Annotated in this window: 8 protein-coding genes; 6 read left to right on the top strand and 2 right to left on the bottom strand. The window is 75.3% G+C overall.

Features of this window, described 5'->3' with window-relative positions; all coding sequences use genetic code 11:
• Positions 1-43 precede the first annotated feature (43 nt).
• Positions 44-1,270 (bottom strand): nucleotide sugar dehydrogenase, encoded by a 1,227-nt coding sequence (locus ABZ457_RS03935; RefSeq protein ID WP_359153591.1) that lies wholly within the window; start codon positions 1,268-1,270, stop codon positions 44-46.
• Between the two features lie 230 nt (positions 1,271-1,500).
• Here ABZ457_RS03935 and ABZ457_RS03930 point away from each other — a divergent pair, with 230 nt between their 5' ends.
• The 6 genes from ABZ457_RS03930 (at position 1,501) to ABZ457_RS03905 (ending at position 16,094) form a co-directional block, all read left to right on the top strand.
• Complete coding sequence (locus tag ABZ457_RS03930) at positions 1,501-3,207, top strand: glycerol-3-phosphate dehydrogenase/oxidase (RefSeq protein WP_359153589.1); 1,707 nt, start codon at positions 1,501-1,503, stop codon at positions 3,205-3,207.
• A 333-nt stretch (positions 3,208-3,540) separates the two neighbouring features.
• Positions 3,541-6,381 (top strand): protein kinase, encoded by a 2,841-nt coding sequence (locus tag ABZ457_RS03925; RefSeq protein ID WP_359153586.1) that lies wholly within the window; start codon positions 3,541-3,543, stop codon positions 6,379-6,381.
• A 157-nt stretch (positions 6,382-6,538) separates the two neighbouring features.
• Positions 6,539-10,429, top strand: coding sequence for a protein kinase (locus tag ABZ457_RS03920; protein ID WP_359153584.1), 3,891 nt, complete (start codon positions 6,539-6,541; stop codon positions 10,427-10,429).
• A 145-nt stretch (positions 10,430-10,574) separates the two neighbouring features.
• Positions 10,575-12,317: a serine/threonine-protein kinase gene (locus ABZ457_RS03915; protein ID WP_359153582.1), complete on the top strand. Its 1,743-nt coding sequence runs from the start codon at positions 10,575-10,577 to the stop codon at positions 12,315-12,317.
• A gap of 244 nt (positions 12,318-12,561) precedes the next feature.
• Positions 12,562-14,178: a succinic semialdehyde dehydrogenase gene (locus tag ABZ457_RS03910; protein ID WP_359153580.1), complete on the top strand. Its 1,617-nt coding sequence runs from the start codon at positions 12,562-12,564 to the stop codon at positions 14,176-14,178.
• Positions 14,179-14,267: 89 nt separating this feature from the next.
• A complete protein-coding gene (locus tag ABZ457_RS03905) occupies positions 14,268-16,094 on the top strand; it encodes a GMC family oxidoreductase (protein WP_359153578.1) in 1,827 nt (608 codons plus the stop codon).
• Positions 16,095-16,921: 827 nt separating this feature from the next.
• Here ABZ457_RS03905 and ABZ457_RS03900 read toward each other — a convergent pair.
• Complete coding sequence (locus tag ABZ457_RS03900; protein ID WP_359153576.1) at positions 16,922-17,206, bottom strand: chorismate mutase; 285 nt, start codon at positions 17,204-17,206, stop codon at positions 16,922-16,924.
• Between the last annotated feature and the right edge of the window lie 286 nt (positions 17,207-17,492).

Raw genomic sequence — 17,492 nt, 5'->3', positions numbered from 1 at the left:
TGCGGGCCGCGTGTGGCCGGGTGTGTGCCGGCGTGTGTGCCGACTACAGCCGGTGTGCGGCCCCCACCGGGGTGGTTCCCCTTGTGTCCAGCAGGAGTTGGGCCTTCACGGCCAGTCCCTGGAGGTCGTAGGTGCGGTGGTTCTGGAGCAGGACCGTCAGATCGGCGCTGGCCGCCGCCTCGTAGAGGGAGTCCGCGCGTGGGACGGGGAGGTCGTGCACGCGCCAGTCGGGGACATGCGGGTCGTGGTAGCTGACCGCCGCGCCCATGTCCCGCAGCCGGCGGGCGATCTCGGTGGCGGGTGACCCCTGGAGGTCGGGCAGATCGGGCTTGTAGGTCACGCCGAGGAGCAGGACCCGGGCGCCGCGCGCGGACTTGCCGTGCTCGTTGAGGAGGGTGGCGCAGCGCTGGATGACGTACTGCGGCATACGGGAGTTGATGTCCTGGGCGAGACCGACCATGCGCAGGCTGCCCCCGGCGGGCGGGAGTCCGCCCGGGTCGAGGGCGACGCCGTGGCCGCCGACGCCGGGTCCCGGCCGGAACGCCTGGAAGCCGAAGGGCTTTGTCTCGGCGCAGCGGATGACGTCCCACAGGTCCACGCCGAGGGTGTGGCAGAGCACCGCCATCTCGTTGACCAGAGCGGTGTTGACGTGCCGGAAGTTGGTCTCCAGGACCTTGACGGTCTCCGCCTCGCGCAGCCCCCGCGCCCGCACCACCTTCTCGGTGAGGCGTCCGTAGAACGCGGCGGCGGACTCGGTGCAGGCGGGGGTGAGGCCGCCGATGACCTTGGGGGTGTTGGCGTAGTGGTGGTCGCGGTTGCCGGGGTCGGTGCGGCTGGGGGAGTAGGCCAGGTGGAAGTCCCGGCCGGCGCGCAGACCGGAGCCCTCCTCCAGGAGGGGGCGCAGGAACTCCTCGGTGGTGCCGGGCGGAACCGCGGATTCGAGGATCACCGTGGTGTACGGGCGGAGCCGGGCGGCCAGGGTGCGGGCCGCGTCGGCGAGGGCGGTGAGGTCGGGGCCGCCGTCGGGGCCGGGCGGGGTGGGCGCGCAGATGACCGCCGTGCGCACCCGGCCCAGTTCGGCGGGGTCGGTGACCGTGCGGAAACCGGCGGAGAGCATCCGTCGCACGTCGGCCGCGGTGACGCCGCCGGCGGGTTCCGGGTGGCCGGGGCCGGGGTGGTAGCCGATGGTCTCGATGCGGGCGGCGACGGCGGCCTGGGCGAGGGGCAGACCGAGGTGGCCGAGGCCGATGACGGCGAGATCTGCGGGCATGGCGGTTGGCCGTCCTTCCCATAGCCGGAGGGGGGTCGGTGCGCAAGCCCTGTGGGCGGAACGAGCGCACGCAATGTCAGACTAGGCGTAAATATGACCGTTATGCCGCATTGTGGCCGCGTGGCTGACCGAGTGTTATCCACAGGCGGTGGCTGAAGTCGTCGAGTGCGGACAGAATCGACGAGGAGAGCCCGACCGCAGGGGACGCACGGGGGCGACGGGAGGCAGCAGTGAGGACAGCGACACTGGGACCCGGGGAGCGCGCCGAGGCGCTCGCCGCCATGGCCGATCGCGAGCTGGACGTGCTCGTCGTCGGCGCCGGCGTGGTGGGCGCGGGCACCGCCCTGGACGCGGCGACGAGAGGACTCGCCACCGGGCTGGTCGAGGCGCGCGACTGGGCCTCCGGCACGTCGAGCCGGTCGAGCAAGCTGATCCACGGCGGGCTGCGCTATCTGGAGATGCTGGACTTCGCCCTGGTCCGGGAGGCCCTCAAGGAGCGGGGGCTGCTGCTTGAACGGCTCGCCCCGCACCTGGTCAGGCCCGTCCCCTTCCTCTATCCCCTCCAGCACAAGGGCTGGGAGCGCTGGTACGCGGGCTCGGGCGTCGCGCTCTACGACGCGATGTCCGTCTCCTCCGGCCACGGCCGGGGCCTGCCCGTGCACCGCCATCTCTCCCGCCGCCAGGCGCTGCGCGTGGCCCCCGCCCTCAGGAAGGACGCCCTGGTCGGCGCCCTCCAGTACTACGACGCACAGGTGGACGACGCCCGCTTCGTCACCGACCTGGTCCGCACCGCCGCGTCCTACGGCGCGCATGTGGCGAGCCGGGCCAGGGTGGTCGGCTTCCTGCGGGAGGGCGAGCGGGTCGTCGGCGCCCTGGTGAGGGACGTCGAGAGCGGCAACGAGTACGAGGTCCGCGCCCGCCAGGTGGTCAACGCGACGGGCGTGTGGACGGACGACACCCAGGCCCTGATCGGGGAGCGCGGGCAGTTCCATGTGCGCGCCTCCAAGGGCATCCACCTCGTCGTGCCCAAGGACCGCATCCACTCGACCACCGGGCTGATCCTGCGCACCGAGAAGTCCGTGCTCTTCGTGATCCCCTGGGGCCGCCACTGGATCGTCGGCACCACGGACACCGAATGGGACCTCGACAAGGCGCACCCCGCGGCCTCCAGCGCCGACATCGACTACCTGCTGGAGCACGTTAACTCGGTGCTGGCCGTCCCCCTCACCCGGGACGACGTCCAGGGGGTGTACGCGGGGCTCCGGCCGCTGCTCGCCGGTGAGTCCGACGCCACGAGCAAGCTCTCCCGCGAGCACACGGTGGCCCACCCGGTGCCCGGTCTGGTCGTCGTCGCCGGCGGCAAGTACACGACCTACCGCGTGATGGCGAAGGACGCGGTGGACGCGGCCGTGCACGGGCTGGACCAGCGGGTCGCCGCCTGTGTCACGGAGGAGATCCCGCTCATCGGCGCCGTGGGCTACCAGGCCCTGTGGAACTCCCGCGCCCGGATCGCGGCGCGTACCGGCCTCCATGTGGTGCGCGTCGAGCATCTCCTCAACCGCTACGGCGCCCTGACGGAGGAACTGCTCGACCTGATCGCCGAGGACCCCTCCCTCGGCGAGCCGATCGGCGGCGCGGACGACTACCTCCGCGCCGAGGTCGTCTACGCGGCCTCGCACGAGGGCGCGCGCCACCTCGACGACGTGCTCACCCGGCGGACCCGCATCTCCATCGAGACCTTCGACCGGGGCACGCGCAGTGCCCGGGAGTGCGCCGAGCTGATGGCCCCGGTGCTCGGTTGGGACGAGGCCCAGATCGACAAGGAGGTCGCGCACTACGAGAAGCGGGTCGAGGCGGAGCGCGAGTCGCAGCGTCAGCCGGACGACCTCACGGCGGACGCGGCGCGTCTGGGGGCGCCGGACATCGTGCCGCTCTGATCCGGGAAGTGTGCGCGGGGTGCCGGGCGCGGCACCCCGCGCGGGGGCGAGTGGGTCCGGGAGAAGAGGAGCGTCCCAACAGGCTTGGCGTAAAAGGGGGATGGGGGTTGGCTGAGAACAGCGGGCGATCCCGCGACCAGCGCAGGGGTGGGCTTCACGGCCGGTGATGGCATGGTGGGGGTGGCACCGGGGTGCGTACACCCCGGTGCGGGGCGGCCCCCGGAGCAGATCCGGTCCCGGAGTGAGGGACAATGGTCGCTCTGCCAGGGCGGGTTACCGCCTCGCGCGGGAGCGGCGGGCGCGGGCGAAGATCAGGGATCGCAGAGGGGACGCATGTCGGAGGCTGAGCAGTCGCGGGGGCCCCAGCGGGACGAGGTCGTCAAGGCCGGATCCGCAGGCAAGGGCGAGGACTCCGTCAGCGGTGAGGGCACGTCGGGGGACGCGAACGTGGAGAACAAGGACCCTCGCGCCGAGGGTGGCGCGCCTGGCGAGGGCGACGCCGGGAGCGCGCGAGCCGACGACGACGGCGGGGACGACGTGCGTCCGGCGTCCTCCGCCGCGGCGAAGGACGAACCGGTGTCCGAGGGCGGCGACGCGGACGAGCCCGCCGCGCGCGGGGAGCGCCCCGCCGCGGACGGTGGCACGGTCGTGCTGGGCGCTGTGGCGGCCGAGGCGCTTGCGTCGTCGGGGGGCGGGGCGAAGTCGCGCCCCGCGGACCGCGCGAAGAAGCCCGACGAGGCGCCGGCCCCCGGCTCGGCCGACGCCGGCCGTTCCGGCGGGGAGCCGGAGGCACCGGCCGGTTCCGGGGCCGGCGGCGAGGCTGCGTCTGCGAACGGTGATCCCGTGTCCGGTGGCGGTGCCGGGCCCGCGAGTGGTGCCGTCGCGCTGAGCGGCAAGGCTGCGTCTGCGGGGCGTGACTCCGGACCCGGTGGTGCCGTGGGCGGTGCCCCGTCCGGCGACGCGGCCCCCGAGGGCCTTGCCGGCCGCGAGCCGGAGGCACCGGCCGGTGCCGGTTCCGGGACCGCGAGCGGTGCCGTCGCGCCGAGTGGCAGGGCCGCGTCTGCGGACCGGGCCGCCGGGACGGGGCCCGCGCCCAGCGGCAAGGCCGCGGACCGGGCCGCCGGGGGCGCGTCCCGGAAGCCCGCGCAGGACGCGTCAGCCGTGGACGCGCTTCGGAAGCCGGCCGCGCAGAACGCGGCCGCCGCCGCGCCCGTCAAGAAGGAGACCCCCGGCAGCGGTGGGCGGCTGCTCGCGCGGCGGTACCGGCTGGACGGGGTCCTCGGGCGCGGCGGCATGGGCACCGTGTGGCGCGCGGTCGACGAGACCCTGGGCCGTACCGTCGCCGTCAAGGAACTCCGCTTCCCGAACGCCATCGACGAGGACGAGAAGCGCCGCCTCATCACCCGGACCCTGCGCGAGGCCAAGGCCATCGCGCGGATCCGCAACAACAGCGCCGTGACCGTCTACGACGTCGTCGACGAGGACGACCGCCCGTGGATCGTGATGGAACTGGTCGAGGGCAAGTCCCTCGCCGAGGTGGTCCGCGAGGACGGCGTCCTGGCGCCCCGCCGCGCCGCCGAGGTCGGCCTCGCCATCCTCGACGTGCTGCGCTCCGCCCACCGCGAGGGCATCCTGCACCGCGACGTGAAGCCGTCCAACGTCCTCATCGGCAAGGACGGCCGCGTCGTCCTCACGGACTTCGGCATCGCCCAGGTCGAGGGCGACCCGTCGATCACCTCGACCGGCATGCTCGTCGGCGCCCCCTCCTACATCTCGCCGGAGCGCGCCCGCGGCCACAAGCCCGGACCCGCCGCCGACCTGTGGTCGCTCGGCGGTCTGCTGTACGCGAGCGTCGAGGGCAGCCCGCCGTACGACAAGGGGTCGGCGATCGCCACCCTGACCGCCGTGATGACCGAGCCGCTGGACCCGCCGAAGAACGCCGGGCCGCTCGCCGACGTCATCTACGGCCTCCTCGCCAAGGACCCGGCCCAGCGGCTCGACGACGCGGGCGCCCGCGCGCTGCTCACCCGCGTGGTCAACACCCCCGAGCCGCCCGCCGCCCCGCCCGCGCCCTCCCCGGAGGAGACGCGGGTCATCCCGATCCCGCCCCCGCCGCCCCCCACCGCGCCCGAGACCAGGCCCGCCCCCGTGCCGAAGGACCAGGCCGCGGCGGACCGGGTGCGCGGTGCGCTGCGCTCCGTGCGGAACGCCGCTGCGGCGGCCAAGGCCGACGCCCGGCTGCCGGGCCGGTCCGCTTCGGCGTCCGCCGCCACGACCGCCTCCGCGGCCGGCCCGGCGTCGGCCGCCACCGGGTCCACACCCGGGCGGCGTCCCGCGCCGGTGCGCGCGCCCATCACCGATGTGGTGCCCAAGCGCACGCTGGTGATCATCGCGGTGGTCGCGGCCCTGGCGGTGCTCTCCACGGTGCTCGTCCTCACCCTCGGCGGCGGTGACGAGGACAACGGCGCCAAGGGCGCGGACGGTTCGACCAGGAACGACAAGACGGCGTCGGCCGGTGCGGAGTCCGGTGGCGGCGACGGCAAGGCCACCGGCGGCAGCGCCCCGGACGGCGGCGCCTCCCCGGACAGCGGCGAGAACCCGGACGCGGGGACCGGCGAGGACGGCGGCGGGTCGGCCGGCTCGGGCGGCGAGCCCGGCGAGGACGGCGGCACCGGCGAGGACACCGGTTCCGGGGACGGCGGCGGGACGGACGCGCTGCCCGACGGGTATGTGATGGTCTCCAACGACCAGTTCCGCTTCAGCATGGCGATGCCCGAGGACTTCCGGTTCACCGGCATCGCGGGCCGCAACTCCGGCGCCAAGTTCGGCCGGGACGGCGGACCGCCGAAGATCCAGGTGGACTTCAACAACAGCCCGAAGGACGACGCCGCCTCCGCGTGGGCGGCGGCCGTCGCCGGCGTCAGCGCCAGCAGCAACGGGTACAAGCACATCGGGATACGGAAGGTCGAGTTCAACGGCTATCCGACCGTCGCCGACTGGGAGTTCGAGCGCCGGGAGAACGGCCAGCGGGTCCGTATCCTCAACCGCGGCTTCAAGGTCGACGCCCGGCGCGGCTACGCCATCATGATCACCTGCAAGGCCGACGCATGGGACGGCGAGGAGTGCTCGACGCTGCGCAAGACGGCGTTCGCGACGTTCCGGCCCAAGGACTGACCGGTCCACGTATCGTGAGAAACACGTATCGTGAGAGCCCGCGAACGGAATGCAGCCACAAAGGGCCGTTGAGCGACCGGATGTGACGGCTCGGTGAGGTCCGCCCGGTGGTGAGGCCCTCCGGAACGGCCGGGGCTGCGCGCTGTGGGGAGGCGTCGTGGAGGAGTACGCGGGTCGGGTGCTCGCCGACCGCTACCGTCTGCCGCTGCCGCCGTCGGACGAGTTCGAACTGGCCGAGTCCCGTGCGTTCGACACCTACAGCGGCCATGAAGTCCTGGTGCGGCAGGTGCCGTTGCCCGAGGTCGTCGACGCGGAGGTGGTCGACGGCGACGGACTCGCCGGCGCGGCCGTGCCCCGCCGGGCGCCGGGGCGGGCCACCCGGCGGCCCACCGACCCGGCGGTGGTGCGAGCGGTGGAGGCCGCGCAGGCCGCGGCCTCCCTCCCCGACCATCCCCGGCTCGACCAGGTCTTCGACGTGTTCGCGGAGGACGGGTCGCTCTGGATCGTGAGCGAGGTCGTGGCCGCGCGCCCGCTGGCCGCGCTGCTCGCGGAGAAGCCGCTGAGCCCCTACCGGGCGGCCGAGGTCGCCGCCGATGTGCTCACCGCTCTGCGGGTTCTCCACGCGCACGGCTGGACCCACCGGAACATCACCGTCCGCACGGTGCTCGTCTGCGACGACGGGCGGGTGGTCCTCACCGGGCTGGCGTCGGGAGCCGCGGAGGAGGCGCTGTGCGGGTACGCGCCGGTGCCGGAGCCGCCGCAGGCGGCGGAGGCGGCGGACGGTGAGGTGGTGGCGGACGCCCACGGGGCGTCCGGCGCGGTGGAGTTGGCCGCCGGGCCCGGTTCCGAGGGCCCGGCCCGGGGCGGGTTGCCCGCGCCGGTCCGCCCGGCGGAGGCCGCCGGCCCGCCCGCGCTGCCCCGCCAGTCCGGGGCCCCGGCGCCGGATGTGCGCGCCGCCCGGGCGGGCGCCATCGCCGCGTACCGGGCGGGTGCCCGCGCGGCGGCTCGCGTCCGCGACGACGAGCGCCCGGGCGCGGGCGCCGCACCGGACGACCGCCCGGTGCAGGACGGCATCGACCCCGACTGGTGGGCCCGCGGCCCGGGTGAGCGTCCCGCCGACGACCACCGCCCCGAGCCCCCGGTCCTCGACCCGGGCCCGACGGACGCCCCGGAGGGCGGGTACGGCGGTGCGCGCGGTAGTGGTGAGGCTCGCTCGGAGGGCGGGTACGGCCGTGGGGCGGAGGGCGGTTACGCGGGCCCCGGCGGCCCGGGGGGCCGGGACGGTGGGCATGGCGCCCACGACGGCGCGCGCGGCAGCGATGACGTCCGCCCGGCCCGGGCCGGGCACACCGGTCCCGTGGGCCGGGGCAGCGGGTCCGCAGGCCCCGGCGGCCAGGACGACACGTACGGCCGCAGGGCCGAGGGTGGCTACGCGGGCCCTGGCCGCCCCCAGGGCTGGGACGGCGGGTACGCCGATCGCGACGGCACGCGCGGTAGCGGTGACGCAGGCCCGGACAGTGGGTACGGCCGTGGGGGCGAGGGTGGTTACGCGGATGCGGGCGACGGCCCGGGGGTCCGGGAGGGTGGGTACGACGGCGTCCGCGGCAGCGGTGACGTCCGCCCGGCTCGGGCCGGGCACACCGGTCCCGTGGGCCGGAGCGCCGGGCCCGCAGGCCGGGACGTCGGCCAGGGCGAGGCGTACGGCCGAGGTCACGGCGGTCCCGGCGGCGAACCCGCGGGGCACCGCGGCGCGGGTGGCCGGGAGGCCGGGGCCGGGCAGGCCGGTGCGGTGGGGGAGGCGCGGCCCTACGAGGGCTACCCCTACGCCGACACGGTCTCCCCCCGCGAGGACGCCGGGCCCAGCGGCCCGGCGGAGGCCCCGGACCCCGGCGGTGCGCCGTGGGCCGCGGGCGGCCCGCGCACCGCGCTCTCGTACGGCGGCGCACAGGGCGCCGCCCGGCACGCCCCGACCGGCCCGTTCGGCGAAGGCCACGACGCCCCCCGGGGCCCCTACCCCGCCGCCCCCTTCCCCGGTGGCTCGTACCCCGAGGGGTTCGAGCCCGAGACCGACCGCTTCGGCGATCACCGGGGCTACGACGCGGACGGCGACGACGACGGGGACGACACCGACGACCAGCGCCCCGGCCTGCTGCCGCCCCCACGTGACGGACGCGCCCCGCACCACGACGGCCACGACCCCTACCGCGACGGCCACGACCCCCGCCACGACGGCCCCGAGGGCCACGGCGGCGGCGCCCCCCGTGCGCGCCTCGCCGGGGTCTGGCACGACGGGCCCGGGGCCGGCCGGGACGGCTTCGGGCCGCTGCCCGCCGGTGGCGGACGGCCCGCCCTCCCCGCCGCGCCCCCCGACCCCTACCGCGACGACCCCTACGGCGTCCGCCGGGCGGCCGCCGCCGACAGCGGACGCCCGGACCGCCGCCCCGCGCTGCCCGCCGCCCGCCGCGACAGCGGTGCCGCCGGCTGGGCCACCGGCGGCGACGCGCTGCGCGCCGACGCCCAGCGGGTCCCGGCCCCGGCCGGCGGTCCCGCCGGGCCCCCGCCCGGCCGCTGGGACGAGGTTGCGGCCCCGAGCCGCGGCGGCCCCGGTTTCCACGGCCCCACGACCCCGCTCGCCGCCGAACGCGCCCGGCAGGCGCGGATCACGGTCGTCGGCGCGGTCACCGAACGCTGGGCGCCCGAGCAGGCCGGGCCCGTGCACGAGAACTGGCAACTGGCCGCCCCCGTCGGCCCCGCCACCGACCTGTGGGCGCTCGGCGCGCTGCTCTACCGGGTGGTGCAGGGCCACGCCCCCTACCCGGAGGACAGCGCCGCCGAGCTGGTGCATCTGGTGTGCGCCGAGCCGCCCGCGTTCGCGGAGGAGTGCGGTCCGCTGCGCCCCGTCGTGGAGTCCCTGCTGCGGCAGGACCCCACCGAGCGGCCCGACGTCGAGGAGCTGAGCGGCTGGCTGCGCTCCCTGGTGCGGTCCGCGCCCGAACCGGAGGCGGGCACGGGACTGGTGTCGGTGCCGTCCGGCCCGGTCGACCCGTCGCTCCTGCCGATCGTCCGGCGGCGCGGCGAACTGGTCCGCCGGCGCCGCTTCGGCGGGCGGGACGGGGGCCACGGCCGTCACAAGCACCGCAAGGGCAGGGGCAGGGGCGCGGGGCATCCGGCGCCTGCTCCGGAGCGGTCCGCCGCCCCCCGGCCGTTCGACGATCCGCGCGGCCCCGCGAGCACCTCCCGCCTCGAACCGCACCGCTTCGAACCGCCCCGGCGGCCCCCGAAGCAGCAGCGCCGCTTCACGGACGACGAGTTCGCGGACGAGCGGTCCCCGCGCGGCGCCGGCCGCGGCCGGGAGCCCAAGGCGCTCGGGCGGACCATCCTCCTGGTGGTCCTGCTGGCGCTCGCCGCCGCCGTCGCGTACGCCGTCCTGTTCATGCCGAAGGCCGGCGAGGAGCCGGCCGGCGGCGCCCCGGGCGCAGCGCAGCGGCCCTCCGCGGGCGCCGGGCCGAGCCCCGACCGCACCGGCCCCGCGCCCTCGCCGGACGGGTCGCCCGGGTCCCAGCAGCCGCAGACCTCGGCCCCCGCGGCGGACCTCCCCGACGGCTATGTGCTGCGCGAGGACGCCGAGGGCTTCCGGGTGGCGGTCGACGAGGACTGGCGGCGCAGCCCCGTCAACGACGCCGGCCAGGTCCGTTACGTGGGCGGGGACTTCACCCTGATCGTGGTCCCCGGCCGGGACTCCGTCGCGGAGAACGGGGACGACCCGCTGACGTACCAGCGGGACCGCGAGCGGGAGTTGCGGCCGTTCCGGGAGTCGTCCTGGGCCACGGCGAGCGGGCTGAAGCGGATCGACGTGGGCGAGCAGTCCATGGCCGAGGGCCAGTTCACCTGGCAGGACAGCTCCGGCCGGGAGGTGTTCGTGCGCAACCTCGCGCTGATCGTCGGCGACCGCTACCACGTGGTGCAGGTCATCGGTCCCTCCGACCAGCGCGAGAAGGTCACCGAGATCCACCAGCAGGCGGCGGCGACCTACCGCGTCACCCGCTGACCGGGGGCCGGCCCGATGCCCTGGCGACCGGGCGGCCCGCCCGTGCCGTAATCGGCGTCACAGTGCGGTCACTTGAGCGTTTCCCGGGTTCCCTGGTCGTGCCGCCCGTCCGTAACCTGTGTTTCCAAGGAACGGGGCGGGGGACGTGGACCAGACTGAGAGCAGTACAGGCACGGGAAGTGGGCTGCTGCTCGCCGGGCGGTACCGCCTGGGCGAGGCGCTCGGCAGCGGCGGTATGGGGAAGGTGTGGCGCGCCCACGACGAGGTGCTGCACCGGGTCGTCGCGGTCAAGGAACTGACGGCGGGTCTGTACGTCTGCGAGGCGGACCGGCTGGTGCTGCACGCGCGGACGCAGAAGGAGGCGCGGGCCGCCGCCCGGATCAGCCACCCCGGTGTGGTCACCGTCCACGATGTGCTGGAGCACGACTCCCGCCCGTGGATCGTCATGCAGTTCGTCGACGGTCCCTCGCTCGCCGACGCGGCCCGCGAGCCCGGGCGCCTCGACGGCCCGGCGGCGGCCCGGATCGGGCTCGACGTCCTCCGGGCGCTGGTCGCCGCGCACGCGGCCGGGGTGCTCCACCGCGACATCAAGCCCGCCAACGTCCTGCTCGACGCCGGTGGCCGGGCGCTGATAACGGACTTCGGGATCGCGTCGATCGACGGCGACTCGACCATCACCCGGACCGGGGAGATCGTCGGATCGGTGGACTATCTGGCTCCCGAGCGCGTGCGCGGCCATGACCCGGGTCCGGCCTCGGACCTGTGGTCGCTCGGTGCGACGCTCTACACGGCGGTGGAGGGCGTCTCGCCGTTCCGCCGGACCTCGCCGCTGTCCACCATGCACGCGGTGGTGTCGGACGAGCCGCCCGCGCCGCGGCGGGCCGGGGTGCTGGCTCCGGTGATCGCCGCGTTGCTGACGAAGGACCCGGCCGCGCGGCCGTCGGCGGCCGAGACGGAACGGATGCTGGCCGAGGCCGCCGAGGGGCGCGACCCGGGCGCCCTGACCCGGCGGGTGCCGGCCCCGCCGCCGACCGCGCGACTGCCCCTGCCCGGCGGCACTCCCGGGCAGCCTGCCCCCGCCCCGGCCCACCCCGGGGCCGGTCCCGGCGCGCCGACGCCCCCCGTCGCCTTCGGACCGCCCGGCGCGCCGCCGGCCACCGGTCCGGCACGGCCCCGGTCCGGCGGGCGGCTGCGGATGCTGGCGATCGTGGTGGTGCTGGCCGCGGTGATCGGCGGCGGCGCGGGGCTGGCCGTCCTGAAGTTCGGCCCCGGGAGCGGCGGGAGCGGCGGGACCGCGGCGGGCGCCACCGCCGGTGCCCAGGGCTCCGGCGGCACCGGAGTCGACGGCAAGCAGAAGACGGGTGGCGAGCAGCAGGGCGGCGGGGAGCAGACGGGGAACGGGAAGACGGACGGCACCCCGGCGTCGGAGATCCCCGAGGGCTGGCAGCGGGTGGAGGACCCCGAGGGCTTCTCCCTCTGGGTGCCCGACGGCTGGACCCGGCAGACCGAGGGCAGCCAGATCGACTACACCCCGGACGACGGCCGCCACCGCATCCGGATCAGCGTCGATGCGGCACCCGACTTCGAGAACCCCTACCTCCATATGCTCGACATGGAGGAGAGCGTGCGGGACCGGCTGCCGGCGTACGAACGCATCGAGCTGCGCGCCAACACCTTCCGCGACCAGACCCGGGCCTCGCTCTGGGAGTTCCGCTGGACCGAGCGGAACAAGCACCCGGGTCCGCGCCGCGCCATCGACCAGATGTACTTCGGGCGGGACGGCAGCGAGTACGCGATCTACATGTCCGGGCCGGAGGACGACTGGGCGGTCACCCGCGAGCAGTTCGACATCGTCCTGCGGAGCTGGCGGCCCCCGCCCTCGCGGTGAGCCCGGGGCGGGACCGGGAGCGACCGGGACGACCGGACGGGACCGGTCGGGTCCGGACGTGACCGGGTGTGCCCGGCCCCGACCGGAAAAGTGCCGGAAGTGCGTGCCGGAAACGCCTCGCGCCCATGGCAAGCCCCTGATCAGGGCTTATGTGCCAGTGATCACTGGCGTAATCGTGTGAGGGCCGTGAAAAGCTGTTACCGACGGGTACCCAAAGTGTTGATTGCGGCATACCCTCGCCCCCATGACGGACTCGCAGGCCACCGCAACCGCCCCCGGCACCAACCCTCTCGCCCCCGCGCCCGCCGGTGCGCGCACCGCGGCCGACGTCGTGACCCCCGAGGTGGTCGCCCAGCTCACCAAGGGGGTCGTGGGCTCCGGCCGGACCGCCAACCACGCCCCGTTCACTGGGGAACGGCTGGCGGAGCTGCCCGAGTCCACCCCCGAGGACGTGGCCACGGCCTTCGAACGGGCCCGGGCCGCGCAGCGCGTGTGGGCGGCCACCCCCGTGCGTACCCGTGCGGCGGTGCTGCTGCGCTTCCACGACCTGGTGCTGGAGCGCCAGGCCGAGGTCCTGGACCTCATCCAGCTGGAGACGGGCAAGGCCCGGCTGCACGCCCACGAGGAGGTGCTGGCGGTCGCGGTCGCCGCCCGCCACTACGGGCGCAAGGCCCCCGCGTACCTCAAGCCGCGGCAGCACACCGGGGTCGTGCCGGTGCTGACCAGGACCACCGAACTGCGCCAGCCGCGCGGGGTGGTGGGCCAGATCGCGCCGTGGAACTACCCGCTGGAGCTGTCCGTCGGGGACGCGCTGCCCGCGTTCGTCTCCGGCAACGCGGTGGTCATGAAGCCGGACACCGAGACCGCGCTCACCGCCCTCTGGGCCCGTGACCTGCTGATCGAGGCGGGGCTGCCCGCCGAGGTGTTCCAGGTGGTGCTGGGCGAGGGCCCGGTCGTCGGACCGGAGGTCGTCCGGCACGCCGACTACGTCTCCTTCACGGGCTCCACCCGCACCGGCCGCGAGGTCGCCCGGGGCGCGGCCGACCGCCTGGTGGGCGTCTCCCTGGAACTGGGCGGCAAGAACGCCATGCTGGTGCTGCGCGACGCCGATGTGGAGAAGGCCGCCGCGGGCGCCGTCCGGGCCTGCTTCTCCTCCGCCGGGCAGCTCTGCATCTCCATCGAGCGGCTGTACGTCCACGAGTCCGTCGCGGACGACTTCATCGAGCGCTTCGCCACCCGCGCCCGCGCGATGCGGCTCGGCAACTCCCTCGCGTACGGCGCCGACATGGGCTCCCTGGTCGGGCCGCGCCAGCTGGAGACGGTGACCCGGCACGTCGAGGAGGCCGTCGCCAAGGGCGCCAGGCTGGTCGCCGGCGGGGTCGCCCGCCCCGACATCGGCCCGTACTTCTTCGAACCCACCATCCTCGACGGCGTCTCCGAGCCCATGGCGGTGTGCGCGGAGGAGACCTTCGGCCCGGTCGTCTCGATCTACCGCTTCTCCGACGAGGACGAGGCGATCGAGCAGGCCAACGCCACCGCGTACGGCCTCAACTCCAGCGTCTGGACCCGGGACGCCCGCCGGGGCCACGCCGTCGCCGCGAAGCTGCGCACCGGCACGGTCAACATCAACGAGGGCTACGCCCCGGCCTACGGCAGCGTCCAGTCGCCCATGGGCGGCATGAAGGACTCCGGCCTCGGGCGGCGGCACGGCTCCGAGGGCATCCTCAAGTACACCGAGGCCCAGACCGTCGCCCAGCAGCGGCTGATCCCGCTCGCCCCGGCGTTCGGGATGGACGACGAGGCGTACGCCGCGTTCATGAGCCGCAGCCTGCGCCTGATGAAGGCCCTGCGCCTGCGCTGACCGGCCCGGGCCCGCCGCCGGGCCCGCGTCCACCACCCCGACCCGCATCCGCACGCCCGTACATCTCGACCATCTCGACGAGGAGAGCCATGTCCGAGGTATCCCCTGCCCGAAACCAGGACCTGGAGCAGGACGAGGACGGCTACGACTACGACGTGGTCGTCGTGGGCTCCGGCTTCGGCGGCTCGGTCTCCGCCCTCCGGCTCACGGAGAAGGGCTACCGGGTCGGTGTGCTGGAGGCCGGCCGCCGGTTCACCCGCGAGACGCTGCCCCGGAACTCCTGGGACCTGAAGAACTACCTCTGGGCCCCCGCGCTGGGCCTCTTCGGCATCCAGCGCATCCATCTGCTCGGCAACGTGATGGTGCTCGCGGGCGCGGGCGTCGGCGGCGGCTCCCTCAACTACGCCAACACGCTGTACGTGCCGCCCGCCCCCTTCTTCAACGACCCGCAGTGGAAGGACATCACCGACTGGCAGGACGAGCTGGCGCCCTACTACGACCAGGCCAAGCGGATGCTGGGCGTGCGGCTCAACCCGACGATGACGCCGTCCGACGTCCACCTCAAGGCGACCGCCGAGGCGATGGGCGTGGGCCACACCTTCCACATGGCGCCGGTCGGCGTGTTCTTCGGGGACGGGGAGGACGCCGACGGCTCGGCCCGGGCCCGCTCCGGCCAGGAGGTGCCCGACCCGTACTTCGGCGGGGCTGGTCCCGCCCGCAAGGCGTGCACCGAGTGCGGCGAGTGCATGACCGGCTGCCGGCACGGCGCCAAGAACACCCTCAACGAGAACTACCTCTACCTCGCCGAGAAGGCCGGGGCGACCGTGCACCCGATGACCTCCGTCGTCGCCCTCACCGAGGACGCGCGCGGCGGCTACGCGGTGAAGACCGTCCCCAGCGACAACCGCCGCAAGGGGCCGGGCCGTACGTTCACCGCGCGCCGGGTCGTCCTCGCGGCCGGCACCTACGGGACGCAGACCCTGCTGCACCGGATGAAGGACACCGGGCTGCTGCCCCGCCTCTCCGGCCGGCTCGGGGAGCTGACCCGGACCAACTCCGAGGCCCTGGTGGGCGCGCAGACCGACGACCGGCGCTACCGCAGGCGCCACGGCACCCCGAAGGTCGACTTCACCCGGGGGGTCGCGATCACCTCCTCGATCCACCCGGACCCGGCCACCCACATCGAGCCGGTGCGCTACGGCCGCGGCTCCAACGCGATGGGCGGGATGACGGTCCTCCAGGTGCCGTACCGGGTCCGCGGGCGGGTGCGCGGCTGGTTCGGGAACATGGCCCGGCACCCGTGGCCGGCCCTGCGGGCGCTGTCCAACCGGCGCTGGTCGGAGCGGACCATCATCGGCCTGGTGATGCAGTCCCTGGACAACTCGCTGACGACGTACCGCAAGCCCGGCGGCATCGGCAAGGGCCTGCTGACCGCCCGGCAGGGGCACGGCGCCCCCAACCCGAACCAGATCCCCGAGGCGACCCGGGCCGCGTCCCTGCTCGCGGAGGAGATCAACGGCTTCGCGGGCTCCAACATCGGCGAGCTGATGGGCACTCCGCTGACCGCGCACTTCCTGGGCGGCTGCCCGATCGGCGCCTCGGCGGAGGCGGGTGTCATCGACCCGTACCACCGGCTCTGGGGGCACCCCGGTGTCTCGGTCGTGGACGGGGCGGCGGTCTCCGCGAACCTCGGTGTGAACCCCTCGCTCACCATCACGGCGCAGGCGGAGCGGGCGATGTCCTTCTGGCCGAACAAGGGCGACGAGGACCCGCGCCCGGCACAGGGCGCGGCGTACGCGCGGCTGGCGGCGGTGGAGCCGAAGTCCCCGGCGGTGCCGGACGGGGCGTTCGGCGCGCTGCGGCTGCCGTTCCTCGGGATGCCGGCCGTGCCGCCGAAGAAGCCGCAGGACGCCTGACGGGCCGGCCGGCCCCGCGACGGAGGACGGGCGCGCGGGCCGGGAAGCCACCGGGCGGGCGGATGCGCGCCGGGAACGACGAAGGCCGCTGCACCCCCCTCCGAGTGCAGCGACCTCCTGGCATACGCACGGCTCCCGACCGCGCCCGGCGCGGGTGAAGCCGTTGTTCCGCATACATGACCTGTGACCCCTGGGGATGGTTGTCCCCGGAGACGGGAATCCCGGTGTGATGTGGATCACTCTCGTGTCGGTGACCGGTGGCGAAGGGGGTGCCACCGGGCAGCAGAGAAGGCGAAGGGCCCCGCGGGCAGTGGTCGCGGGGCCCTTCGGGCAGCACCGGCGTCAGGGCTTCACCGGTGCCGGGCACGGCGCCGGGGGCAGCGCCGCGTCGGGAGGACAAGGGTGCGGGGACAGGGAGCGGGGGAGCGAGGGGCGGGCCGTGGGCGGGCGGGACCGTATGCGGTCGGCGCCGGGCGTCCCCGGAGCCGACCGCCCTTGGGGTGACCGGGCTGCTGTCCCCTGCCGACCGGTCACGCGCGCTGGAGCGAGGTCCCACGACACACCTGCGGTGCGTCACACGCCCCAGCGGAGCCACGCGTGGATTCCTTCGGGCCCGCCCCTGGCTGGCACGGACAACGGGAACAACGAGGGGTCGCCGGGGGCGTCACGCGCCGTACGGGTGAGGGCGCACCCGAACGCAGGTGCACGCCGTACGCCCCGCCGGGAGCCGCCGCCCGGGCCCGCGCCCCGCCGGACGGACCCGCCCCGAGCCTCACCGGCCGGCTCCCACCGGGCGGACCCGGCCGCCGCCGCAAGCCGGGCCGCCGTCAGATCCGGCCCCGGCACAGCTCCAGCAGCGTCATCGCCAGCGCGGTGCCCGGCCTGCCCAGCGCCTCGCTGTAGTGCCCCAGCACCTCCATCTCCCGGGCCAGGTTCACCCGCCGGCCGCCGGAGGCGATCCGGGCGTCCTGGATGACGGCCGAGACGGCCATCCGCTCCTGGATCAGCCCGATGATCCGGTCGTCCAGCGCGTCGATGCGCTCACGGGCTCCGCCGATCACCTGCGCGGCGTCCTCGGTGCGGGCGCCGGTGCGGTCGAGTACCTCGGTCACGGGGGTCTCCTCTTCGGTTCGAGGGGCCCCGGACCGGCACGACCCGGAAAAGCCGAAGCGCCCCGGGCCTTGTCGGCCCGGGGCGCCTGGGAAGTCGCTTGTCAGTTGCTCAAGCAGCACGACCATGGCACCGGACGGGCCGGATGCCATAGGTAAAGACGACGGTGCGCTGCTGCATGGCGCCCAGTATGCCCCCCGCCCCCGCCCGGAGCGGAACCGGTTCGGATGGTGAGACGAAAAGCGCCCGCACCCGCCCCGGTAGAATCGACAAACACCGACCCTCTCC

Source organism: Streptomyces sp. NPDC005805 (genome assembly GCF_040630445.1).
In the GTDB taxonomy this organism is placed as follows: Bacteria; Actinomycetota; Actinomycetes; order Streptomycetales; family Streptomycetaceae; genus Streptomyces.
Note: the sequence above shows the minus strand (reverse complement) of the source record. Positions and strands in the feature narration are given on the sequence as shown.

What these genes read in the sequence shown, in the direction of transcription:
- ABZ457_RS03935 (WP_359153591.1), bottom strand. Translation starts at nt 1,270, where the DNA reads ATGCCCGCAGATCTCGCCGTCATCGGCCTCGGCCACCTCGGTCTGCCC.
- ABZ457_RS03925 (WP_359153586.1), top strand. Translation starts at nt 3,541, where the DNA reads ATGTCGGAGGCTGAGCAGTCGCGGGGGCCCCAGCGGGACGAGGTCGTC.
- ABZ457_RS03910 (WP_359153580.1), top strand. Translation starts at nt 12,562, where the DNA reads ATGACGGACTCGCAGGCCACCGCAACCGCCCCCGGCACCAACCCTCTC.
- ABZ457_RS03905 (WP_359153578.1), top strand. Translation starts at nt 14,268, where the DNA reads ATGTCCGAGGTATCCCCTGCCCGAAACCAGGACCTGGAGCAGGACGAG.